Below are 21228 nucleotides of genomic sequence, written 5' to 3' on the forward strand. Positions count from 1 at the left end.
ACAACCGCATGCACCAGGCTACGACCGCTTCGCGGCCGAACGCAGCCTCGCGGGCTCGGCAGCTGCTACAGTCACACCCCGGGATCTGCCACCAGTCGCCCGGCATCTTTGGTCAGTGACTTGAGGAATTCACGCTGCAATTCAGGATCGTTGCGGGTCAATTCGATCAGGCTCTGTTCCAGTTCGCTGGCTTCTTCTTCAAGGCCCAACTCCGACAGGCGTTTTACCCGGTGTACCCACTGGCTGACGTCGTCATCTTCGAGGTCATCGAAGATCAGGTTGTGAGCTTCCAGCATCTTGCCGCGCAGGGTGCTGCTGATGGTCAGGGATGAGTTGGAATGCACGTCATTCTGAGCATCTTCGACGCTGATCTGCAGCTTGCTGATGTGGTTCAGGTCCTGTTCTGAAAACGGACTGTCCAGCAGGTTCAGGCGCAGTACGCCGTTGCGATCAGTGCTCAGCTCAAAGGTATGAGTGCCGGCCTTGACCTCCACCGGCCGCTCGCTCCACGGCAGGCTCGAATATTCCAGGCGTTTGTCACGCTGGGTTTCGTCGATTCCGGCCAGGTTTTGTTGCGCTCGACCATGGGATTGAATGTTCATGAACGGGTTGAGCCCGGCAAGGCCATAGCTGATCCAGTCTTTGGTCATGCTGTCTGGCAAGTTGCCCAAGGCGAACACGTTGACAATATTCGCACCGACGCCAGCGACCAACGCCACGGCGCCCAGCGGGATCTCGTAGATCTCCCGCCAGGGCTGGTAAGGCGTGTAGCGATCATAGCGACGGGCAACTTCGAACTCGGTGACTTCGAAGGTCTTCTGCTCGTGGATCCGTACTCGGCGTTGCGGCAGTTCAAGCACCTTAGGCTCGCCGACATCGATCTGCAGGCTGTGCTCGAGCAATTTGCGCTCGATGCGTTCCTCGTGCTCGCTGTGTTGTGACATCTGATTGGCGCAGCCACTGACCAGCAGGGTGCCGCACAGGGCGGCACCACCGAGGCCTAAGGTGTTTCGCTTGAACATGACTTCTCTTGATCTGGTTTCAGCGACGGATACGGGCTTGGAGGAAGGACAGCACCTCGGCGACCGGAAGCGCTTGCGGCTCGGCCTCGGTGCGGCTCTTGTATTCCAGGTTGCCTTCGGCGAGACCGCGGTCACTGACCACGATCCGGTGTGGAATGCCGATCAGTTCCATGTCTGCGAACTTGATACCAGGGCTGGTTTTCTTGTCGCGGTCGTCCAGCAGCACTTCGAAGCCGGCAGCAGTCAGCTCGGCATAAAGCTTGTCGGTAGCTTCGCGAACCAGTTCGGTTTCGTAGCGCAGAGGTACCAGAGCGATCTGGAACGGTGCGAGGCTGTCGCCCCAGATGATTCCGCGTTCGTCGTTGTTCTGCTCGATGGCAGCGGCAACCACGCGCGAAACACCAATGCCGTAGCAACCCATGGTCAGGGTTACAGGCTTGCCGTTTTCACCGAGAACCTGGCACTTCATCGCTTCGCTGTACTTGGTGCCTAGCTGGAAGATGTGTCCGACTTCGATGCCGCGTTTGATTTCCAGCGTGCCTTTGCCGTCCGGGCTTGGGTCGCCGCTCACGACATTGCGCAGGTCGGCCACGGCCGGAACCGGCAGATCGCGCTCCCAGTTGACGCCGAAGTAGTGCTTGTCATCGATGTTGGCACCGATACCGAAGTCGCTCATCAGCTCGACTGAGCGGTCGATGATGATCGGCAATGGCAGGTTCAGTGGGCCGAGGGAGCCGGCGCCGGCGCCAATGGCATCGCGCAGTTCGGCGTCGGAAGCCATGACCAGCGGGCTGGCAACGCCTGGCTGGTTGGCGGCCTTGATTTCGTTCAGTTCGTGATCGCCGCGAATGATCAGCGCGATCAGCTTGCCTTTTTCTTCAGCGTGAACCACCAGGGTCTTGATGGTCTTTTCAATCGGCAGATTGAAGCCTTCGACCAGTTGCGCGATGGTTTTGGTGTTTGGCGTATCGACCAGGCGCAGCTCTTCGCCTGGCGCAGGGCGCGAGGTTTCGCGAGGAACGGCTTCAGCCTTCTCGATGTTCGCCGCGTAGTCGGAACCATTGCTGAAGACAATATCGTCTTCACCGGACTCGGCCAGTACGTGGAACTCGTGGGAGCCAGCGCCGCCGATGGAGCCGTTATCGGCTTCTACCGGGCGGAAATTCAGCCCCAGGCGGGTGAACACGTTGCAGTACGCCTGATGCATGCGGTCGTAAGTGACCTGCAAGGATGCCTGGTCCGCGTGAAAGGAGTAGGCGTCCTTCATGATGAATTCGCGGCCGCGCATCAAACCGAAGCGTGGGCGGGTCTCGTCACGGAATTTGGTCTGGATCTGGTACAGGTTGATCGGCAGCTGCTTGTAGCTGCTGAGCTCGTTACGGGCCAGGTCGGTGATCACTTCTTCGTGGGTCGGGCCGGCGCAGAAGTCGCGACCGTGACGATCCTTGAAGCGCAGCAGCTCTGGGCCGTACTCTTCCCAACGGCCGGATTCCTGCCACAGCTCAGCCGGCTGGGTGCTCGGCATCAACACTTCAAGAGCGCCTGCAGCGTTCATCTCTTCGCGAACGATGGCTTCAACCTTGCGCATAACCCGCAAGCCCATGGGCAGCCAGGTGTACAGGCCGGAGGCCAGTTTGCGGATCATGCCGGCGCGCAGCATCAGCTGATGGCTGATCACAACCGCGTCGGAAGGCGTTTCTTTCTGTGTGGCGAGCAAATATTGACTGGTGCGCATGGTTGGCCGTTGTCGGTTGCTAATGACTAGAAATGACTGAGCATTGTACGGGTGAGATCTGTTTGCGTACAGGATTGCAGCCGGGCGTACCGGGGGAGGGTGGCGAAAGCCGGCAACCCCCCGGGGGGGCTCCTAAGATTCTTTGCTGATTTCGCTGATTTCGCTGGCTTTGTTGGCTTCGCCAACTTCACCAACTTCGCTGACTTTACTGGTGTCGCTAACGTCGTTAGCCGCGGCTGCGGCTGCGGCGGCCGCAGCGGCCTCGCGGGCGCGGCGGGCCTCCTGAAACCAGTGCAGGGCGATCAACAATACGGTCGGGATGCCAAGCAGGGTGGTGATCAGGAAAAAGTTGTGATAGCCGAATTTCTCCACCATCACCCCGGAGTAGCCGCCGATCAGGCGTGGCAGCAAGAGCATGATCGAACTGAGCAGGGCGTATTGAGTGGCGGAGAATTTCAGGTTGGTCAGGCTCGACAGGTAAGCGACAAATGCTGAAGTGGCCATGCCTGAGCTGAAGTTGTCCAGCGAGATGGTGAAGATCAGCATCTGCAGGTTGGCGCCCATGTCTGCGAGCATCACGAACAGCAGGTTGGTGGCTGCCGAAGCTACGCCGCCGATGAGCAGGATCGGCAGGATTCCGAAGCGCACGATCAGTAAACCGCCCATCCCGGCGCCGACCAGGGTCATAATCAGGCCGAAAATCTTGCTGACTCCGGCGATCTGATCTTTGGTGAATCCCAGATCGATGTAGAACACGTTGGCCATCACCCCCATGACCGTGTCGGACATCCGATAGGTGGCGATCAGCCCCAGCAGCAGGAAGGCCTGCCAGCGATAGCGCAAGATAAAGTCGTTGACCGGTGTCAGTACTGGCGCCAGGCCGCGTCTACCCATGGCCGAGAGGCACAGGCTGGTCAGGATGATATAGAGGATCGCCCGCAGGAAGGCGCGATCTTCCAATAGCAGATCCAGCAGGCTGACACCGTTGAACAGCACGCTGGCGAAGTCGGTGTTGTAAAGCTGGGTAAACATCGCCGGTACGGAGATCAGCAGGATGATCAGCACGAATACCGACACCAGTTGATGCACAAAGCTGTAGCGCCCGGCCGACAGCTGAGTACGCAGCGGCACGGGGGGTTCACGCATAAGGAGCGTGGTGAGCAGTGCCGGGATCATCAACACACCGAACAGGACGTAGGTGCCGGTCCAGGCCGCATGTTTGTAGTTGAAACCCGTGGAGCCGAAGCCTTCGGCAAAGAACAGTGCACCGGCGGTCGCCAGCAGTACGGCAACTCGATAACCGGACATGTACGCGGCGGCCAGCGCGGCCTGGCGGCTGTCTTCGGCAATTTCCAGGCGATAGGCGTCGATAGCAATGTCTTGGGTGGCGGAGGCGAAGGCGACGATCACCGCAATGGCTATCAGCCAGGACAGGTGTTTTTGCGGGTCGCAGAAGCCCATGCTGATCAGTCCGAGGATGATCAGTGATTGAGCGAGGACCAGCCACGAGCGACGACGCCCGAGTTTACCGAGCAGCGGCAGGCGCCATTGGTCGAGCAGCGGCGACCATACCCATTTAAAGGCATAGGCCAAGCCGATCAGGCTTGCGTAGCCAATGGTTTCGCGGGCTACACCAGCTTCGCGCAGCCAGACCGAAAGCGTCGAGAACACCAGCATGTAAGGCATGCCGGCGGCGAAACCAAGCAGCAACAGTACGAGCGTCGAGGGGCTGGCATAGGCGGCGAGTGCGTCGCGCCAGGTTTTTGGGGGCATGGGCTGGAGTCTGCCTCAGATTGCGGAAACAAAGCGCGCACTCTAACCGCTGTGCTCTACCGGACGCCAGCCATGACGCTGAATATCAACACGATTGTTCAGGATGCTGATGCCTTCCATGCGCAAGCGCGTACGTTGTTCATCCCCTGAAGCGCTGCCGGCAGGCAGGCTGATACGCCCGCCAGCACCGAGAACACGATGCCAGGGCAGCTTGGTGTCGCCGGGCAATTGGCTGAGTGTGCGACCGACCCAGCGTGCGGCACGGCCCAGCCCGGCCAGTTCGGCCAATTGGCCATAACTCACCACTTTGCCCTCCGGGACTTGGGCAAGTGTGAGGTAGAGAGCCGTGCGTCGGATTTGTGCAGGGCTTTCACTCTCGTCGGGAGATTCAGTCACGTTCGTGCTTCCTGAAGGAATTCGCGAGTTCGCCTGTAAGACATATCCCTGATAGGTCGATGAGAATTTAACTCGGTTGTGATGCTTGGGTCAGTCCTGGCTAAGGCTTTTGTCCATGGGGTGTCCGGTTTTTTTCGCAAGCTCGGGCCCTGTGTTCGCTTATGTTGTCCAGAGCCCTGCTGTGCCTCGTTGTCATCAGTTTGAACGGGACGCGTCACACCGCTTTTTTGGTGTCACCTGATAACACTGGCGTTCTATCGTTCGAAAGCTGGGGGGTAAACCTTTTTCAGAGCATGTTCAGGGCAAAACAGACGGGCACAAAAAAGCCCCGCTTTTGAGGGCGGGGCTTTTGCTGTATCAGGACAAGTTAGATAACTTGAACTTCTTCAGCTTGCATGCCTTTCTGACCGCGGGTAGCGATGAAAGAAACCTGTTGGCCTTCTTTCAGGCTTTTGAAGCCGTCGGACTGGATAGCTTTGAAGTGTACGAACAGGTCGTCACCGGATTGTGGAGTGATGAAGCCGAAGCCTTTTTCATCGTTGAACCACTTAACGGTACCAGTTTGGCGATTAGACATGGTGTATCTCCTTGGACAAAGTTAACTGCGACTCAGGAAAAGCCCTGGCCGAGACTGAGTGCAAAGAGCAGGAAAAATTCTTGGAGATGGTTGGATCGAAATTCAACATATCGTGTAGAGATTCTCAGTGACACAAGCAACACAGTGGCGCCACCTTAACCCTTTTTCCGGAACGTGCCAATGGTCTTTATGAAGGTTTCTTTATTTTCGTGACTGACGGTGCCGCGTACGGGATCCGGGCCTGCGCTATTGCCGGGATCAGCGAGAAAAGCGCCCCGGACTTTGAACCCGGCGGCGTGCCCCGGTAAGATGCCGGACAGAATTTTTCCACCTCGCTATTCAGGACACCCGCCATGAGCATCAAATCGGACAAGTGGATTCGCCGCATGGCGCAAGAGCACGGCATGATCGAGCCCTTTGTGGAGCGTCAGGTGCGCGGCGAAGGCCCTGACCGGGTGATTTCCTTCGGCGTATCGAGCTACGGCTATGACGTGCGTTGCGCGGATGAATTCAAGGTATTCACCAACATCAACTCGGCGACCGTTGATCCGAAAAACTTCGATGAGAAGAGTTTCGTCGACGTCAAAAGCGATGTGTGCATCATTCCGCCAAACTCTTTCGCGCTGGCCCGGACTGTCGAGTTTTTCCGCATTCCACGTAACGTATTGACCATCTGCCTGGGGAAAAGCACCTACGCCCGTTGCGGCATCATCGTCAATGTCACGCCGCTTGAGCCGGAGTGGGAAGGCCATGTGACCCTGGAGTTCTCCAACACAACGACCTTGCCAGCGAAGATCTACGCCAATGAAGGTGTGGCGCAGATGCTGTTTTTCGAGTCCGACGAAGAGTGCGAAGTGTCTTACAAAGACCGTGGCGGCAAATATCAGGGCCAGCTTGGTGTCACCCTGCCGCGTACCTGATTCAGGCATCTGACGAACAGTTGGAATTCTTGAGCGAGCAGGTACTCTATTGAGAGTACTGCTTCGGTTCGCGCAACGCGAGTCGGGCCATCGCTCAGGAGCGCCCTATGAAAATCGATCCGCGTATAAGTGCTGAGCTGGCGAGGCTTGAGCCCAATCAGGTCGGCATGCTTGCCTGGTCATTGCTGGCGCATCCGTCGGTCAACATGGCGGGCGGCATTCCTGGTCAACCCGACCCGGACACCCCGAACGAACAGCCTACCGAACCCGGTGAGCCCACCCTGCCGGATGAGCCACCTCCCGCTCCCGTAGCTTGATATCTCTCGCCAGAGAACTTTGTAGGAGCCGAGCTTGCTCGCGATAGAGACGCCTCGGTCAATCTGCCGACCGCGTTATCGTTCATCGCGAGCAAGCTCGGCTCCTACAGGAGGCCGGGGGGTTATTTCAGGTTTCCACTCAAGAACTGCTTCAACCGCTCGCTTTTCGGATTGCCCAGCACCTCATCCGGCGTGCCTTCTTCCTCCACCAGACCCTGGTGAAGAAACAGCACCTGGCTCGACACCTTGCGGGCGAAACTCATTTCATGGGTGACCATGATCATGGTCCGGCCTTCTTCGGCCAGGCCCTGGATCACCTTGAGCACTTCGCCCACCAGTTCCGGGTCGAGGGCCGAGGTCGGTTCGTCGAACAGCATGACTTCCGGCTCCATGGCCAGGGCCCGAGCTATGGCCACGCGCTGTTGCTGACCGCCGGAGAGGAACGCCGGGTATTGATCGGCGACCCGGGCGGCCAGGCCGACCTTGTCCAGGTAACGGCGGGCACGATCCTCTGCGTCTTTCTTGCTGACACCCAGCACCCGACGCGGGGCCATGGTGATGTTTTCCAGCACCGTCATGTGGCTCCAGAGGTTGAAGTGCTGGAACACCATCGCCAGACGGGTGCGGATCCGTTGCAGTTCGGCCTCGTCGGCTACACGCATGCCATGCCGGTCTTTGATCATGCGGATCGACTGGCCGTCCAGGCTCATGGCACCGTCGTTGGGTTGCTCAAGAAAGTTGATGCAGCGCAAAAAGGTACTTTTGCCCGAGCCGCTGGCGCCGATCAAGCTGATCACATCACCGGTTTTGGCTTTCAGCGAGACGCCTTTGAGCACTTCATTGTCGCCATAGCATTTATGCAGGCCTTCAATGGTCAGTTTGTACATGGGGGCATGCATCCTTAAGGCGAAAGTAGGTAGCCGCTGCGATAGGCTTCGCGGCCAGCGACATGGGCGATCACCATGCCAGCGGTGGCCATGCGCCGCAACGAGCGGGCGTAAAGCAGCCCGGCGTTGTTGCAATGAATGGGCGTGACGCGGTCGTTGATCGGGTCGATGATCTCGGCGACCAGTTGCCCTGCCTCAAGGAACTCACCCGGCAGCGCGGCAAACACCAACAGACCGCCGACAGGTGTTGTTACTGGCTCGACGCCTGCCAGCGGAGTGGCCGGGTAGGGCAGCTCTGGCAGAGGCGCCGGTTCGCCGGCGATGGCGCCGAATTGCGTCAGGTAGTCGATAAGTGCCTGGCAATCCAGGCTGGCCAGCCCGTGATTGACATCACCCTGACCGCGCAGCTCGACGGTGACTGAAAAACTGCCCAGCGGAATCTCGAAATGCTCAGCGAAGCGTTCTTGCAGCTGCCACCAGAGCAGGGTGAAGCATTCATCGAAGGACTGCCCGCCCGAGTCGGTGGCCAGCAGGCAAGCTTGGGCGCCGATGTAGCGCGCCAACGGTTCGACCTGCGGCCAGGCTTCAGGAGTGGTGTACAGGTGGGCGACGGCTTCGAAATCGCAATGCAGGTCCAGCACCATGTCTGCATCGCAAGCCAGTCGTTGCAGGGTCAGGCGTTGGGATTGCAATTGAGTGCTGGCGGTTTGCCGGGCCAAAGCCTTGCGCAGACTGGTGCGAACCAGCCTGATGTTATGGTGAGGGTCATCGCTGAGCTGGCCTTCGATTTCGTTACCGACTTCTTCACTCAGGTCGACGAACCAGCGGTTGAAGTTCTGTCCGCTTTCCAGCTCATAGCGGCCCATCGGCACGTCCATCAGTACTTGCTCCAGGCCGACCGGGTTGGCCACAGGCACCAACACGATTTCGCTGCGCAGGCGGCCTTGAGCTTCCAGTTCGGCCAGGCGCAGCTTGAGGTGCCAGGCCACCAGCATGCCTGGCAGTTCGTCCGCGTGAAGAGACGACTGGATGTAGATCTTGCCTTCGGCCTGCTGCGGGCCGAAGTGGAAACTGTGAATCTGTCGTGCTGTGCCCGGCAGCGGGGCAAGCAAGTCATGAATCTGGTGGCGCATTGGCTCTTGTTTCCTGAAACAGAAGTCCTAGTGGGTCGGCCCGAGGAAGGCCAGCCATCGGCGTTCGGCGAGGCGGAACAAACCGACCAGCGCAAAGGTGACGCTCAGGTAGATCAGCGCGGCAATGCCGAACGATTGAAAGGTCAAAAAGGTCGCCGAGTTGGCGTCCCGCGCAATTTTCAATACATCCGGAACGGTCGCGGTAAAGGCCACGGTAGTCGAGTGCAGCATCAGGATCACTTCGTTGCTGTAATAGGGCAACGAGCGGCGCAGGGCCGAGGGCATGATCACATAGGCATACAGTTTCCAGCCGCTCAGGCCATAGGCTTTGGCCGCTTCTACTTCACCGTGGGCCATGCTGCGAATCGCCCCGGCAAAAATCTCCGTGGTGTAGGCGCAGGTATTGAGGGCAAAGGCCAGGATGGTGCAGTTCATCGCATCGCGAAAGAACGCATCGAGCACCGGCTGCGCACGCACTGCGGCGAGGCTGTAGATCCCGGTGTAGCAGATCAGCAGCTGGATATACAGCGGCGTACCGCGGAACAGATAGGTGTAGAACTGCACCGGCCAGCGGACGTAAAGCTTGGGTGAAACCCGGGCGATGGACAGTGGGATCGACACCAGGAAACCAATGAAGATCGAGGCGCTGAGCAGCCACATCGTCATGGCCAGGCCGGTGATGTGGTAGCCGTCGCTATAGAGAAAGGGCTTCCAGTAATCCTGCAGGAGTTCGATCATCGCACGGCCTCCCGGGAGCCCGCCGCGTAACGCCGTTCGAGCCAGCGCAGGACGACGTTCGAAGCGCTGGTTATCAGCAAATAAATCAGTGCCGCCAGCACCAGGAAGTAGAACAGTTGATAGGTGCTTTTGCCGGCATCCTGAGCCGCCTTGACCAGGTCGGCGAGGCCGATGATCGACACCAGCGCGGTGGCCTTGAGCATCACCATCCAGTTATTGCCGATACCCGGCAGGGCGAAGCGCATCATTTGCGGGAACACCACGTAGCGAAAGCGCTGGCCGCGTTTCAAGCCGTAGGCGGTTGCGGCTTCCATCTGCCCGCGCGGCACGGCGAGAATCGCGCCGCGGAAGGTCTCGGTGAAGTACGCACCGTAGATGAAGCCCAGGGTAATGACCCCGGCGCTGAACGGATTGATCTCGATGTATTCCCAGTCCAGCGCTACGGTGAGACTGGTCAGCCAGGTTTGCAGGCTGTAGAAAATCAGCAGCATCAGCACCAGGTCCGGCACTCCGCGAATCAGCGTGGTGTAGAACTGCGCCGGAATCCGCAACAGCTTGACGCTTGAAAGCTTGGCACTGGCGCCGATCAGGCCGAGCAGAACGCTCACCAGCAGCGACAACACCGATAATTTGATGGTCATCCAGGTGCCTTGCAACAGCAGGGGGCCGAAACCCTTCAGGCTGAAGGCGGAAAGCCCAAGGGTCTGCAACAGTTCTTCGAACATGGATCCAGCCTTTGACAGTCAGAAAAGCGCCCACCTTTTCGAGGTGGGCGCCGGGCATTATTTGCCGCTGTACAGATTCATATCGCCGAAGTGTTTCTTCTGAATGGTGGCGTAGGTGCCATCGTCGTGTAACGCTTTGATACCTTTATCGAGTAGAGCCTTGAGCTCTTTGTTACCTTTCGAGATACCGACAGCAGTTTTGGATGGCAACAAAGGATCGTTGACCGGCTTGCTGACTTCGTAGTTAGCACCTTGTGGCGACTTCAAAAAGCCCAATTCAGCTTGCAGCATGTCCTGGATCGAGGCATCGAGACGGCCAGATGTCAAGTCAGCATAGACCTGGTCCTGGTTGGCATAGGCCTGAGTGGTGACGCCAGCCTTGTCCAGCACAGCCTTGGCGTAGGCTTCCTGGATGGTGCCTTGCTCGTAGCCGACCTTTTTGCCTTTGAGCGAGGCAACATCGGAGATGCCAGAGCCTTTCTTGTACACCAGTGCGGTAGGGCCGGAGAACAGCTCACTGGAGAAATCGATGACTTTCTCGCGGGCCTCGGTAACGGTCATCGACGAGATCACACCGTCGAATTTATTGGCTTTAAGGCCAGGGACCATGCCGTCGAAATCGCTTTCGACCCATTTGCACTTAACCTTCAGTTCGGCGCAGATCGCATTGCCCAGATCGATATCAAAGCCCACCAGGCTACCGTCAGCCGCTTTGGACTCGAACGGCGCGTAGGAAGGGTCAACACCAAAACGCAGCTCTTTGTATTCTTTGGCCAGCGCGGAGCCGGCAGCCATGCACAACGCCAGTGCAGAAAGGGTCAGCAATGCTTTTTTCATTATTCAATCCCTAAAAACCAATATGAGCGCTTGTGGCGCATTAGTACTGTTACTGGAAAGCGTAAGACCTATTAAAAGTAGCAATTTCCGAACCATAGTCCCGAACAAGTGTTTTAAAAGGCCGTTTTCGGGGATAGAGGGGCAATGGTCGTGCCCGAAAACGGGCGCTGAAAATATTATGCACCATCGTGGTGCTTGAGCGCCTGAGCATCAGTTACACCCCTCCTCACCTTAGCCCTCTCCCAGAGGGAGAGGGATGGATCGTGTGAGCGCTAAATCCTTACTTGCCCGGCACCAATGTCAGCCGTGTATTGCCGTAGACCTTGTCGAAGTTCTGCGGCTGCATCGGGAAGCTCATGTATTGGCCCTTGAGCGACGAATCGATACCGTCGATGTAATGCGGGCTGGCCGGGTTACCGGATTGGCCGGTGCTGTTGAGGCCCATCATCGGTTCCGCCTGACCGAAATCGACGATGAAACGCATGGCCGGGATCAACGTGGTATTGAAGTCCTGTCCCCAATGGTAGGCGGCAGTGTTCAACGTGGTGTGATCGCCGCCCGCCGGCATTGGACCGCGCACGGTTTGGCCGCTGGCGTTTTTCCACTCGTAGCGGTGCAGTTTGCCCCACTGCCAGGCTTTGTGATCGGCGCCCATCTGGCTGTCACCGGCGGTCATCGCCGCCGCGAGGCTGCGGGCGAGGATAGTCGGTTTGTCTTCCTTTTGCGGCGTGCGGGTGTCGTCCCAGAATGGACTGTCTTCGCGACCGAGCAGGTGGTCGGCTTGAGCCGAGTAGGACAGATTGCCGTTGGCGACGAAGGCTTTCCAGACCGGGCTGGACTCCGGGCCCAATTCGTCGAGGAAGATTTGCTTGGTGCTCTCTTGCAGGAACAATTCGTAGATCGCCGCATCAGCCGAGGTCGGGCTGAGTTTGCCGTCGAACGCCATTAAGTGGCTGTAGGCCTCGCGAGCCTTGTTACGTTCAGCTTCGGGAAGCGCGTCGATGGCCTGTTTGAGCGGCTGGGACATGCCCGGCGCTTCGAACATCTTCTTCAGTTTGGCGGCGAAGGTGGTGGTCTGGTCGTACTGCATGGCGATCATACTGCGGGTGTCGTGCTTGCCGGCACCTGCCAGTTCGGCGATGCGTTCGCCGCGCTCCGGGTAGTACCAGGAGTTGGACAACTGCATGCCATAGCCGTGAGGAATGATCCGTTGGTTGGCGGTGCCGAGCCAGCCTTGAGCCGGGTTCTGGTCATAGGGATGCAGCATCGGGTCGGCATAACCGTCCCAGTCGTAGCGACCTTCCCAGCCTGGCGATGGCAGCAAACCCTCACCTTCGCGGCGGTTCGGGAAACGGCCGGTGACTTGCCAGCCGATATTGCTCGCATCGGCGAACACCATATTCAGGGCAATGGCGCGGATCTCACGGCTGGCGTCGGAGGCTTTTTCGACGTTCTGCGCACGGGACAAATCGAAGAACGCATCCAGGCTCTTGTCGTCCTTGAGGTCCGGCATTTGCAGCGCCAGGCCATAACCACTGCTCAGGGTCGTGCCTGGCGTGCTGTTGAGCAGCGGGCCGTGGCGGGTTTCGTACACGACTTCGCGAATCGGTCGCTGACCTTTGACGAAGTAGGTTTCGTTACGAACGATTGCCGGCTGCCATTTGCCACCGACTTCGTAATAGAGCGCATTGCCCTGGCGTTTGAGTTTTTCGAGGAACAGGTCCTGATTGTCACCCATGAGCATGGTCATGCTCCACGCGACCTTGCCGTTGAAACCGGCGATGATGGCCGGGATCCCGGCGACTGACACGCCAGCGGCCTGGTATTTCGGCGCGCGCAGCTGCACGTAATTCCACAGCGAGGGCACGGCGATCGGCAGCTGGCTGTCACTGGCGAGCAGGCTTTTACCACTGCGGCTGCGCTGTGGCGCGATAGCCCAGTTGCTTGAAGCCGTGACGCTCAGCAGGTTCAGGTCGGAGAGTTGACCGGTGACTTTGGTGATGTCGGCCAGGCCCGGGATTTGTCCGTCGAGGTTCAGGCCCTTGAGCTTTTCGGCTTCGGCGAAAGGCAGCGGTTCATCTGGATAGGATGGGGTCAGCCAGGCGAGCTTGTCGGCACCGACTTTCTGTGCCAGTACCAGCGACGAAATTTCTTCCTGCAGGTTCGCCGATTGGCTGAAGTTCAGCAGGCAAAAGATCAGTGCCGAATCTTCCGGTTTCCAGTATTCGGGTTTGTAGCCTGAGGCGGCCAGGTCTGGCGGCAGTTTGTCGCGGTAGCGGAACAGGTAAGCATTGACGCCACGTGCATAGACTTCGAAGAAACGTTTGATACGCGGCGAAGCGGCGTTATAGAGCTCGCCGGCGCTTTTCTTCAGATTGACCGCACGCATGAAACGGTCGGCTTCCAGCACGTCGGGGCCGGACATCTCGGCCAGACGGCCCTGAGCCAGCAAGCGCATGGTAACCATCTGGGTGATGCGATCACTGGCGTGCACGTAACCCAGGGTGAACAGCGCGTCGTGGAAGCTGCTGCTCTCGATCAGCGGCATGCCCATGGCATTGCGGCGCACCGAAACGTTCTGCGCCAGCCCTTTGAGCGGCTGCACGCCAGAAGTGGGTGGCAGGGTGTCCTGAGTGTTCCAGGTCTGACAACCGGTCAGGCTTAGAACACCGGCCACTGCTGCGGCAACGCCGAGCCGGGGAAGGAAATGTGTGAAGGCTGGCGAGGCCATGGCAAAGCTCCTGCGGAGGGTAGTGCTGATAAAGGCGCTACGTTAGTGAGCAGGAGGATGCCGCGCAAGAAGGGCGCGGATCTTATTTCAAGATTTGTCTGATAAATGATCGTTCCCACGCAGAGCGTGGGAACGATCCCGGTCCTCAGGATTTAGGTGGATTGATCCGCGCCGCAATAGCATACGCGCGCGCGGTCGCCGGGCGATCCTGGATGTGGTTGAACCAGCGCTGCACATTGGGGAAGTCTTCCAGGTTCTGGCTTTGCCACTTGTGCGAGACGATCCAGGGGTAGATTGCCATGTCGGCAATGCTGTATTCGGATCCGGCGACGAAGTTGCGGTCGGCCAGTTGCTTGTCGAGGACACCGTACAGCCGGGCGGTTTCGTCGATATAGCGCTTGATCGCGTAGGGGATTTTTTCCGGGGCGAACTGGCTGAAGTGATGATTCTGCCCGGCCATCGGCCCCAGACCGCCCATTTGCCAGAACAGCCATTGCAGGGTTTGCTGCCGACCACGCAGGTCCTTGGGCAGGAACTTCCCGGTTTTTTCTGCCAGGTACAACAGAATCGCCCCAGACTCGAACAACGCCTGCGGAGCGCCGCCATCAGCAGGTTGCTGGTCGACAATGGCCGGAATCTTATTGTTAGGGGAGACTTTCAGGAATTCGGGTTTGAACTGCTCATCCTTGCTTATATTCACCGCATGCACGTTGTACGGCAGGCCGGCCTCTTCCAGAAACAGCGAGATTTTGTGGCCGTTGGGGGTGGTCCAGTAATACAGGTCGATCATGGAGTTCTCCAGGTGAGGGGTGTCTACGGACAGCAAACTCCGGCATTAGGTCGTCCTGTTTGCTTTCGATGGCTTGCCTGCAGGAGGAGGTGATGTTGAAGTGCGGGAATTTCAATGACCCCGCAGGAGAAAAGTCGGCATGGAGCTCAAGGCTAGCGCGGCGCTGATTCTGATCGATCAGCAAAAAGGCATTCATCACCCCAGGCTCGGGCGGCGCAACAACCCGCACGCCGAGGACCGGATGGCTGAGTTGCTGGCTCATTGGCGCTGTACTGCGCGGCCGGTGATTCATGTACAACATTTGTCCCGTTCACCAGACTCGGTGTTCTGGCCGGAGCAGTCAGGGGTCGAGTTTCAGGAGCGATTTGTGCCATTGCCAGGCGAACAGTTGATCCAAAAACAAGTGCCGGATGCGTTTTGCGGGACGGCTTTAGAGACGGTCTTGCGTGAGGCGGGGATAGAACAACTGATCATTGTCGGTGTGGCGACCCATAATTCGGTCGAGTCCACTGCGCGCACGGCTGGCAATCTGGGGTTTCAAACCTGGGTCGTGGAAGACGCGTGTTACACCTTCGACAAGGCCGATTATTTTGGCAAGGCGCATTCAGCCGAGCAAGTGCATGCAATGTCGCTGGGCAATCTGCATGGCGAGTACGCCACCGTCGTCAGCGTGGCGCAGATCCTGTAGGAGCGAGCTTGCTCGCGATGAACGATGACGCTGTAAGCCTGATACACCGCGGCGGCCCTGTCGCGGGCAAGCCCTGCTCCTGTGTGACAGAGATTCCTGTATGGGCTTGCTCGCGATGGCGATTTAACAAACGAAGAAAGTATCCGCCCGGAGCATCAAGCGCCGTGGCATTTCTTGAATTTTTTGCTGCTGCCACATGGGCAAGGGTCGTTGCGGCCGACGTCTTTCAACGCATTGCGCACAGGCTCCTGGTGGGCGTGACCGCAATTGGGGCCGTGAACATGACCATGGTCGTGATCATGGTGGTCGTGGTGATCATGATCGTGGTTGCAGTCAGGGCCATGGACATGGGGTTCTTGAGTCATTGAGGTCACTCCGGAATAAAATCGGCGGGAATTATCTCGCCATTACGCGCCAGGTGCACGTCATAGCCGATGAATAATCCGGTTTCCAGTTCACCTTCCAGCCGATAAGGGATGGGGCGCTCCGGTTTTCGCAGGAGTTTTACCACCTCGCGCACCTGCGGCCAGAGGTTGGTGCGGATCGGAACCTTGAAATAGCCGCTGCTTTTCGGCTCCACGGTGAACCACTCTGAATACTCACCGTCGGCCAGGAGAATCTGGCCCAAGTGAATCCGGTAAACCAGGCCGCGCACAATCAGGCTGGAGTCGTTGGGGTTGTCGATGCGAAAGTGCAGACGAAATTTTTGCTCTAGAAGCTTGGCCCTGACCACTTCAACCTTGATCAGGTGAACCTGAGGATCGAGCCTGTCGTCGCTAAACCAGGATGCGCAGCCGGAAAGCGTCAGCACCATGAGCAGACCAATTGTCCTTATTGTTCGAAACTCAGTGACCATGAAATTACTCCCTGTGAGACCCCAGTCCAGCAATCGGTGCGGCGGGGTTGGGGGGTGGTCCACTTTGAAACTTAGCTGACTGTGTAACTTGAACAGCACTTCTTGAATTTCTGACCGCTGGCACAGGGACAAGCGTCGTTGCGCCCGGCCTTGAGCTGCACGGTGGGGTCGATGAAGTACCAGTGGCCGCTGTTTTGCACGAACGAGGAGCGTTCGCGGTGGCTGTGTTCACCGGTGCTGTCGTGCCAGCGCGCGGTAAAGGTCACGAAAGCGTGTTCGGGTTGGCCACCAAATACCTCGGAGCTTTCCACGTCTAAACCCAACCAGGTGCTTTGGGCGCTCCAGTCACTGATCGATTGACGATCCAGGCCTGCCTGCTGCGCGGGCAGGGTGGTCGCTACCAGATAGTCCACCAGGCCCAGTACATAAGCGCTGTAGCGCGAGCGCATCAAGGCCTCGGCGCAGGGGGCGGGGTGGCCTGCATGATAATGGCCGCAGCAGGCATCCAGCAGGTTGCCGCTACCGCACGGACAAATCGAGGTACTCATCGCATTACCACCAATATTTGCCGAAATTTTCCGGATTGGCCCAGAACCGGGCATTCAGCCAGTCGGGCACTTGTTTGTATTCAAGCAGATCGTAGGTGAACAGAGTCAGCACCTGCTCGTTGCGCTGGAAGCGTTCGCTGGCTTGCAGCGCCAGGGAGAAAAAGTCGGTTTCCTGCCAGCCACAAGCTGAAAGATCCGCCAGTACGGCGATGCGGCTGGCATTGAGGTTGCGAATCCCGCCAAGCAGATTCAGGCCATCGCGCTTGGGCAAATGCTCCAGGCAATCGACTGCCAGTGCCAGGTCGAAGCGGCGCGCCGCCAGTTCTGCTGGCAGAGGGCCGGGCGCGGCTTGTGCCACACACGTGTCCGGATGCGCCAGCCGGAATGCTTCCAGCGCCGGGAAATCGCTGGCGCCGATCAGTAACAGATGCTGCGGCGCATAGCGATCGAGCAAAGCGGCAAGGGCTTGCTGGGGTGTGCGCGAAGAAATACCTGCGGTCATCGAAGATCCTCAATCAGAACTGCAAAGACTAGCGCGCCCGAACGCCGGGGCCTAGTGGCCTGTGTGGTTAGTTCTGTCAGTCAACTTCGGCGCCACAAACCCCAATCCTGCGTTGCTGTTCCTCGTCTGGCCGCCGGCCTCCTGCGTTCAGGAAGAATTTTCATCGCCCTCTGGCTTATCCTTCGTGGAAGTCGGTACTGTGCACGCAAAGAATAATTCACAACGGGGGAGCGTATGAAGGTGTTATGGGGGCTGGGGAAATTTTTGACCTTGCTGTTCTGGCTCGTGGTGGTGGTCAACCTGCTCAACCCATTGATCAAACCGTTCCATCTATTGGTCAATCTGGCCGGTAGCCTGTTGCTGCTGACGCATCTTCTGGAACTGGTGCTGTTCAATGGCAGCCTGAAAGGTCGTGTCCATCCCTGGCGTGATCGCTTACAGATTCTGCTGGTTGGCATTTTTCATCTGCAAACCGTCCCGGCTCCGGCCAGCCTGGAGGCCAATCATGCGTAATCTCTGTCTGCTGGCCGCTTTGGTTAGCCCTCTGACCTATGCCCAAGTGGTAACGGTCGAAACCAATACCATGATGCGTTTGCCGAACACCACCAGTGCCCTGCAACTGGAGCGGCTGGACGTCGCCGATTACGGCACCCTGCTGATTCCCTCCAACGTGACCGAAGTGACGGTCGGCGAACTGCATCTGGGACGCGAAGCGCGAATCGCCATCGTACCCGGTGAGCAAAGCCTGCAGTTGAAGGTCAGCCATGCCCAATTGGGCAGTGGCAGCCAGATTACATCCCGTGGTGCGCCGGGTACTTACCTTAAGGCAGCCAAGCCTGGGCGTAACCTCAATCTGCGGATCAACTCGCTGAATGCTCAAGAGTTGTCAGTGGATGCGCGCGGCGGTGCCGGTGCGCCGGGTTACTTCGGCCTGGATGGCGCCAATGGTCAGGCCCCTGGTTGTGCCTGGGGGCAGGCCGGTCGCGGCGCCGATGGCGATAACGGCGGCGATGGTCATCCCGGGGCCGCCGGTGCGCAAGTACGCGTGGAGTTGCCCAAGGACTATCCGGGTGCGCAGATCAAGGTCCTGGTCGACGGTGGCGCCGGAGGATTGGCCGGCGCCGCTGGCAAGCCAGGTGCGGGCGGCAAGTCCAAAGGCTGCATTGTTTACCGGACCGATGGCGGTCAGAGCGGACGTCCCGGCGTTGAAGGCCAACCAGGGCCTGCCGGTAACGCGGGATCGGTAACGGTGCAGCGGTTGTAGCGATGTTATTGAGAATCTGATCGTTCCCTCACTCTGCGTGGGAACGATCAAAGCAGAGATTGTGTTGGTCTTAAAACGTCGGCCTTGCCGACGCTACGGCCACCAGCAGCAACCCAATAATCAAATTGATCCCCACCAAACGGCGAATCCTTCCCAGGGTTGCAGCCCCCATCGGCCAATCTTCGGCCAACACCGCTTTACGCAGTTCCGGCAGCTGCAATGCCTGGATGCGGATAAACAGCGCCGTCATGACCAGGTACAAGCCCATCATCACCTGCACATAACGCGGTGCGGTTTCAAAGCCGTTGAAACGCAAGTGGATCAGGCCAACACCGCTGATCGGCAAAAGTACTACCGCGACCCAGACCCACACAAAAAAACGTTGAAACACTTCTACCCACAGCTTCAATCGCGCCGGACCTTCAAGTGCCGCTATTGCGGCAGGGCGCAGGACTATCCAGGCGAAAAACATGCCGCCGACCCAGACCAGGGCCGTCAATACATGCAGGGTGTAGACAAGGGCAAAGGGTGTCATTGTGGTACTCCGTTCTGCGCAGGATGAATTAGCGGGTTATGATAGCGGCCGATTCGAACCACTGAAAATTTATCCAGCGTTTCCCGCGCCCGAAGACCATGATCAGCAACGAACTCAAATCCCAGATCCAGGGCGCTTACTCGCGTTTTCTCGAAGCCAAGAGCCTCAAGCCGCGTTATGGCCAGCGCCTGATGATCGCCGAAATTGCCAAAGTCCTCGGCGACATCGATACCGATGACGAAGGCCGGCGCAGTGGCGACCCCGCAGTCGTGGCCGTCGAGGCTGGCACCGGTACCGGGAAAACCGTGGCCTACAGCCTGGCTGCGATTCCTGCCGCCAAGGCCGCGGGCAAACGCCTGGTGATTGCCACCGCGACCGTCGCGTTGCAAGAGCAGATCGTCTACAAGGATTTGCCGGACCTGATGCGCAACAGCGGGCTTAACTTCACCTTCGCCCTGGCCAAGGGGCGGGGCCGCTACATGTGTCTGTCCAAACTCGACATGTTGCTGCAGGAAGGCCATGCGCAAACTGCCACGGCGCAGCTTTTCGAGGAAGAAGGCTTCAAGATCGAGGTCGATGAGGCCAGTCAGAAGCTGTTCACCAGCATGATCGAAAAGCTCGCCGGCAATAAATGGGACGGTGATCGAGACAGCTGGCCCACCGCTCTGGAAGATCAGGACTGGGCGCGGCTGACCACCGATCACAGCCAGTGCACCAATCGTCATTGCCCGAACTTCGGCCAGTGCGCCTTTTACAAGGCCCGCGAAGGCATGGGCAAGGTCGATGTGATCGTCACCAACCACGATATGGTGCTGGCCGACCTGGCCCTGGGCGGCGGTGCAGTGCTGCCGGATCCGCGCGACACGGTCTACGTGTTCGACGAAGGTCACCACCTGCCAGACAAGGCCATCGGCCACTTCGCCCATTACACCCGGCTGCGCTCCACGGCTGACTGGCTGGAGCAGACCGCCAAGAATCTCACCAAGCTGCTGGCCCAGCATCCACTGCCTGGCGACCTGGGCAAACTGATCGAGCAGGTGCCGGAATTGGCGCGCGAGATCAAGACACAGCAACAGTTCATGTTCACTGCCTGCGAGCAAGTGGCCGACTTCAAACCCGGCGAAGACGTGGAAGGTCGCGAACGGCCACGCCATCGTTTCGTCGCTGGAGTCATCCCCGAGCACATGCGTGAAATGGGTATCGAGCTGAAGAAGGGTTTTGCGCGCCTGACCGACGTTTTCACCCGGCTCACCGAGTTGCTTAAAGAGGGCATGGATGGCGAGGTCAACATCGGTATCGCCAGCAATCAGGCGGAAGAATGGTACCCATTGTTCGGTAGTTTGCTGTCCCGATCCCAAGGCAATTGGGAGCTGTGGACAGCATTCACTGTCGAAGACCCGGATGACAACCCGCCGATGGCCCGTTGGCTGACCCTGGCCGAAAGCGGCTCGTTGTTCGATATCGAGGTCAACGCAAGCCCCATCCTTGCGGCAGAAATGCTCCGGCGCAACCTGTGGAACGTCGCCTACGGCGCGTTGGTGACCTCGGCCACCTTGACCGCGCTGGGTACTTTCGATCGCTTCCGCATGCGTGCCGGTTTGCCGAAAAAAGCCGTGACGGCGGTGGTGCCAAGCCCCTTCCATCATGCCGACGCCGGGGTGCTGCGAGTTCCGGACCTGCGCGCCGACCCTCGGGACGCTCCTGCACACACGGCGGCTATCATCCGCGATCTGCCGGCCCTGGTCGAAGGCTCGCGTGGCACCCTGGTGCTGTTCTCGTCGCGTAAACAGATGCAGGACGTGTTCGACGGCCTGGACCGCGACTGGCGTAAACAAGTGTTCATTCAAGGCAACCTGTCGAAGCAGGAAACCCTGAACAAGCACAAGGCGCGGGTTGATGGCGGCGATTCCAGCGTGCTGTTCGGCCTCGCCAGTTTCGCCGAGGGTGTGGACTTGCCCGGGGCCTATTGCGAGCACGTGGTGATTGCCAAGATCCCGTTCTCGGTGCCGGATGATCCGGTCGAAGCGGCGCTGGCCGAATGGATCGAGGCTCGGGGCGGCAATCCCTTCATGGAAATTTCCGTGCCCGACGCTTCGCTGAAGTTGGTCCAGGCCTGCGGCCGGCTGCTGCGTACCGAGGAAGATCGCGGCACCATCACCTTGCTCGACCGACGACTGGTCACGCAACGCTACGGTAAAGCGATTCTCAATGCGCTGCCGCCGTTCCGCCGGGAAATTTCTTGAGGCACGGTGGT

The 21228-nt window shown here is 58.7% G+C and carries 23 protein-coding genes; 6 read left to right on the top strand and 17 right to left on the bottom strand.

Annotation, left to right across the window (positions count from 1 at the left end; translation table 11 throughout):
* Positions 1-71 precede the first annotated feature (71 nt).
* From AC07VR_RS01880 to AC07VR_RS01900, 5 genes are all read right to left on the bottom strand, one after another.
* Positions 72-1022 carry a hypothetical protein gene (locus AC07VR_RS01880; RefSeq protein WP_494992602.1) on the bottom strand — a complete coding sequence of 317 codons (951 nt, stop codon included), beginning with the start codon at positions 1020-1022 and terminating at the stop codon, positions 72-74.
* 19 nt (positions 1023-1041) lie between these two features.
* A complete protein-coding gene (locus tag AC07VR_RS01885; protein ID WP_494992603.1) occupies positions 1042-2757 on the bottom strand; it encodes a proline--tRNA ligase in 1716 nt (571 codons plus the stop codon).
* A gap of 132 nt (positions 2758-2889) precedes the next feature.
* Positions 2890-4530, bottom strand: a complete 1641-nt coding sequence (locus tag AC07VR_RS01890) for an AmpG family muropeptide MFS transporter (protein WP_495010327.1) — start codon at positions 4528-4530, stop codon at positions 2890-2892.
* A gap of 42 nt (positions 4531-4572) precedes the next feature.
* Positions 4573-4947 (bottom strand): MGMT family protein, encoded by a 375-nt coding sequence (locus AC07VR_RS01895; protein ID WP_494992773.1) that lies wholly within the window; start codon positions 4945-4947, stop codon positions 4573-4575.
* A gap of 346 nt (positions 4948-5293) precedes the next feature.
* On the bottom strand, positions 5294-5503 hold the full coding sequence (locus tag AC07VR_RS01900; protein ID WP_002554837.1) for a cold-shock protein: 210 nt from the start codon (positions 5501-5503) through the stop codon (positions 5294-5296).
* Between the two features lie 353 nt (positions 5504-5856).
* Between AC07VR_RS01900 and dcd the strand changes: the two genes are divergently transcribed.
* Positions 5857-6423 carry a dCTP deaminase gene (gene dcd / locus AC07VR_RS01905; protein WP_495010328.1) on the top strand — a complete coding sequence of 189 codons (567 nt, stop codon included), beginning with the start codon at positions 5857-5859 and terminating at the stop codon, positions 6421-6423.
* 107 nt (positions 6424-6530) lie between these two features.
* On the top strand, positions 6531-6740 hold the full coding sequence (locus AC07VR_RS01910; RefSeq protein WP_494992605.1) for a hypothetical protein: 210 nt from the start codon (positions 6531-6533) through the stop codon (positions 6738-6740).
* A gap of 122 nt (positions 6741-6862) precedes the next feature.
* Here AC07VR_RS01910 and AC07VR_RS01915 read toward each other — a convergent pair whose 3' ends face one another.
* The 7 genes from AC07VR_RS01915 to AC07VR_RS01945 form a co-directional block, all read right to left on the bottom strand.
* Positions 6863-7627, bottom strand: coding sequence for an ABC transporter ATP-binding protein (locus tag AC07VR_RS01915; protein WP_494992606.1), 765 nt, complete (start codon positions 7625-7627; stop codon positions 6863-6865).
* Between the two features lie 14 nt (positions 7628-7641).
* Positions 7642-8760: a succinylglutamate desuccinylase/aspartoacylase family protein gene (locus tag AC07VR_RS01920; RefSeq protein ID WP_494992607.1), complete on the bottom strand. Its 1119-nt coding sequence runs from the start codon at positions 8758-8760 to the stop codon at positions 7642-7644.
* Between the two features lie 27 nt (positions 8761-8787).
* Positions 8788-9498 (bottom strand): ABC transporter permease, encoded by a 711-nt coding sequence (locus tag AC07VR_RS01925; protein ID WP_494992608.1) that lies wholly within the window; start codon positions 9496-9498, stop codon positions 8788-8790.
* The gene (locus tag AC07VR_RS01930; protein ID WP_494992609.1) at positions 9495-10223 is read right to left on the bottom strand and encodes an ABC transporter permease; all 729 of its coding nucleotides are present in this window, start codon (positions 10221-10223) and stop codon (positions 9495-9497) included. Before AC07VR_RS01930 ends, AC07VR_RS01925 begins: the two co-directional genes overlap by 4 nt.
* Before the next feature lie 57 nt (positions 10224-10280).
* Positions 10281-11060 (bottom strand): transporter substrate-binding domain-containing protein, encoded by a 780-nt coding sequence (locus tag AC07VR_RS01935; RefSeq protein WP_494992610.1) that lies wholly within the window; start codon positions 11058-11060, stop codon positions 10281-10283.
* Positions 11061-11340: 280 nt separating this feature from the next.
* The gene (locus tag AC07VR_RS01940) at positions 11341-13791 is read right to left on the bottom strand and encodes a penicillin acylase family protein (protein ID WP_495010329.1); all 2451 of its coding nucleotides are present in this window, start codon (positions 13789-13791) and stop codon (positions 11341-11343) included.
* A 145-nt stretch (positions 13792-13936) separates the two neighbouring features.
* On the bottom strand, positions 13937-14581 hold the full coding sequence (locus AC07VR_RS01945; protein WP_494992612.1) for a glutathione binding-like protein: 645 nt from the start codon (positions 14579-14581) through the stop codon (positions 13937-13939).
* Between the two features lie 139 nt (positions 14582-14720).
* Here AC07VR_RS01945 and AC07VR_RS01950 point away from each other — a divergent pair, with 139 nt between their 5' ends.
* Positions 14721-15269: a cysteine hydrolase family protein gene (locus AC07VR_RS01950; RefSeq protein ID WP_495010330.1), complete on the top strand. Its 549-nt coding sequence runs from the start codon at positions 14721-14723 to the stop codon at positions 15267-15269.
* Positions 15270-15424: 155 nt separating this feature from the next.
* On the opposite strand, the gene AC07VR_RS01955 is transcribed toward AC07VR_RS01950, so the two are convergent.
* From AC07VR_RS01955 to AC07VR_RS01970, 4 genes are all read right to left on the bottom strand, one after another.
* A complete protein-coding gene (locus AC07VR_RS01955) occupies positions 15425-15634 on the bottom strand; it encodes an SEC-C metal-binding domain-containing protein (RefSeq protein ID WP_494992614.1) in 210 nt (69 codons plus the stop codon).
* Positions 15635-15639: 5 nt separating this feature from the next.
* Positions 15640-16125 carry an LEA/WHy family protein gene (locus tag AC07VR_RS01960; RefSeq protein WP_494992615.1) on the bottom strand — a complete coding sequence of 162 codons (486 nt, stop codon included), beginning with the start codon at positions 16123-16125 and terminating at the stop codon, positions 15640-15642.
* A gap of 71 nt (positions 16126-16196) precedes the next feature.
* Positions 16197-16673, bottom strand: coding sequence for a YchJ family protein (locus AC07VR_RS01965; RefSeq protein ID WP_494992774.1), 477 nt, complete (start codon positions 16671-16673; stop codon positions 16197-16199).
* A gap of 4 nt (positions 16674-16677) precedes the next feature.
* On the bottom strand, positions 16678-17175 hold the full coding sequence (locus AC07VR_RS01970; RefSeq protein ID WP_494992618.1) for a DUF6231 family protein: 498 nt from the start codon (positions 17173-17175) through the stop codon (positions 16678-16680).
* A gap of 234 nt (positions 17176-17409) precedes the next feature.
* On the opposite strand from AC07VR_RS01970, the gene AC07VR_RS01975 reads away from it, so the two are divergent.
* Both AC07VR_RS01975 and AC07VR_RS01980 read left to right on the top strand, forming a co-directional pair.
* Complete coding sequence (locus AC07VR_RS01975) at positions 17410-17688, top strand: DUF1145 domain-containing protein (RefSeq protein ID WP_494992619.1); 279 nt, start codon at positions 17410-17412, stop codon at positions 17686-17688.
* The gene (locus AC07VR_RS01980; RefSeq protein WP_494992620.1) at positions 17681-18439 is read left to right on the top strand and encodes a collagen-like protein; all 759 of its coding nucleotides are present in this window, start codon (positions 17681-17683) and stop codon (positions 18437-18439) included. Before AC07VR_RS01975 ends, AC07VR_RS01980 begins: the two co-directional genes overlap by 8 nt.
* Before the next feature lie 70 nt (positions 18440-18509).
* Here the strand turns inward: AC07VR_RS01980 and AC07VR_RS01985 are convergent, their stop codons facing one another.
* Positions 18510-18974: a CopD family protein gene (locus tag AC07VR_RS01985; protein ID WP_494992621.1), complete on the bottom strand. Its 465-nt coding sequence runs from the start codon at positions 18972-18974 to the stop codon at positions 18510-18512.
* A 98-nt stretch (positions 18975-19072) separates the two neighbouring features.
* On the opposite strand from AC07VR_RS01985, the gene dinG reads away from it, so the two are divergent.
* The gene (dinG, locus tag AC07VR_RS01990; RefSeq protein ID WP_494992622.1) at positions 19073-21217 is read left to right on the top strand and encodes an ATP-dependent DNA helicase DinG; all 2145 of its coding nucleotides are present in this window, start codon (positions 19073-19075) and stop codon (positions 21215-21217) included.
* The last annotated feature ends 11 nt before the right edge of the window (positions 21218-21228 follow it).

The organism is Pseudomonas sp. GW821-FHT02H09, assembly GCF_059421425.1.

What these genes read in the sequence shown, in the direction of transcription:
- AC07VR_RS01880 (WP_494992602.1), bottom strand. Translation starts at nt 1,022, where the DNA reads ATGTTCAAGCGAAACACCTTAGGCCTCGGTGGTGCCGCCCTGTGCGGC.
- AC07VR_RS01885 (WP_494992603.1), bottom strand. Translation starts at nt 2,757, where the DNA reads ATGCGCACCAGTCAATATTTGCTCGCCACACAGAAAGAAACGCCTTCC.
- AC07VR_RS01890 (WP_495010327.1), bottom strand. Translation starts at nt 4,530, where the DNA reads ATGCCCCCAAAAACCTGGCGCGACGCACTCGCCGCCTATGCCAGCCCC.
- AC07VR_RS01900 (WP_002554837.1), bottom strand. Translation starts at nt 5,503, where the DNA reads ATGTCTAATCGCCAAACTGGTACCGTTAAGTGGTTCAACGATGAAAAA.
- dcd (WP_495010328.1), top strand. Translation starts at nt 5,857, where the DNA reads ATGAGCATCAAATCGGACAAGTGGATTCGCCGCATGGCGCAAGAGCAC.
- AC07VR_RS01910 (WP_494992605.1), top strand. Translation starts at nt 6,531, where the DNA reads ATGAAAATCGATCCGCGTATAAGTGCTGAGCTGGCGAGGCTTGAGCCC.
- AC07VR_RS01915 (WP_494992606.1), bottom strand. Translation starts at nt 7,627, where the DNA reads ATGTACAAACTGACCATTGAAGGCCTGCATAAATGCTATGGCGACAAT.
- AC07VR_RS01920 (WP_494992607.1), bottom strand. Translation starts at nt 8,760, where the DNA reads ATGCGCCACCAGATTCATGACTTGCTTGCCCCGCTGCCGGGCACAGCA.
- AC07VR_RS01925 (WP_494992608.1), bottom strand. Translation starts at nt 9,498, where the DNA reads ATGATCGAACTCCTGCAGGATTACTGGAAGCCCTTTCTCTATAGCGAC.
- AC07VR_RS01930 (WP_494992609.1), bottom strand. Translation starts at nt 10,223, where the DNA reads ATGTTCGAAGAACTGTTGCAGACCCTTGGGCTTTCCGCCTTCAGCCTG.
- AC07VR_RS01935 (WP_494992610.1), bottom strand. Translation starts at nt 11,060, where the DNA reads ATGAAAAAAGCATTGCTGACCCTTTCTGCACTGGCGTTGTGCATGGCT.
- AC07VR_RS01940 (WP_495010329.1), bottom strand. Translation starts at nt 13,791, where the DNA reads ATGGCCTCGCCAGCCTTCACACATTTCCTTCCCCGGCTCGGCGTTGCC.
- AC07VR_RS01945 (WP_494992612.1), bottom strand. Translation starts at nt 14,581, where the DNA reads ATGATCGACCTGTATTACTGGACCACCCCCAACGGCCACAAAATCTCG.
- AC07VR_RS01950 (WP_495010330.1), top strand. Translation starts at nt 14,721, where the DNA reads ATGGAGCTCAAGGCTAGCGCGGCGCTGATTCTGATCGATCAGCAAAAA.
- AC07VR_RS01955 (WP_494992614.1), bottom strand. Translation starts at nt 15,634, where the DNA reads ATGACTCAAGAACCCCATGTCCATGGCCCTGACTGCAACCACGATCAT.
- AC07VR_RS01960 (WP_494992615.1), bottom strand. Translation starts at nt 16,125, where the DNA reads ATGGTCACTGAGTTTCGAACAATAAGGACAATTGGTCTGCTCATGGTG.
- AC07VR_RS01965 (WP_494992774.1), bottom strand. Translation starts at nt 16,673, where the DNA reads ATGAGTACCTCGATTTGTCCGTGCGGTAGCGGCAACCTGCTGGATGCC.
- AC07VR_RS01970 (WP_494992618.1), bottom strand. Translation starts at nt 17,175, where the DNA reads ATGACCGCAGGTATTTCTTCGCGCACACCCCAGCAAGCCCTTGCCGCT.
- AC07VR_RS01975 (WP_494992619.1), top strand. Translation starts at nt 17,410, where the DNA reads ATGAAGGTGTTATGGGGGCTGGGGAAATTTTTGACCTTGCTGTTCTGG.
- AC07VR_RS01980 (WP_494992620.1), top strand. Translation starts at nt 17,681, where the DNA reads ATGCGTAATCTCTGTCTGCTGGCCGCTTTGGTTAGCCCTCTGACCTAT.
- AC07VR_RS01985 (WP_494992621.1), bottom strand. Translation starts at nt 18,974, where the DNA reads ATGACACCCTTTGCCCTTGTCTACACCCTGCATGTATTGACGGCCCTG.
- dinG (WP_494992622.1), top strand. Translation starts at nt 19,073, where the DNA reads ATGATCAGCAACGAACTCAAATCCCAGATCCAGGGCGCTTACTCGCGT.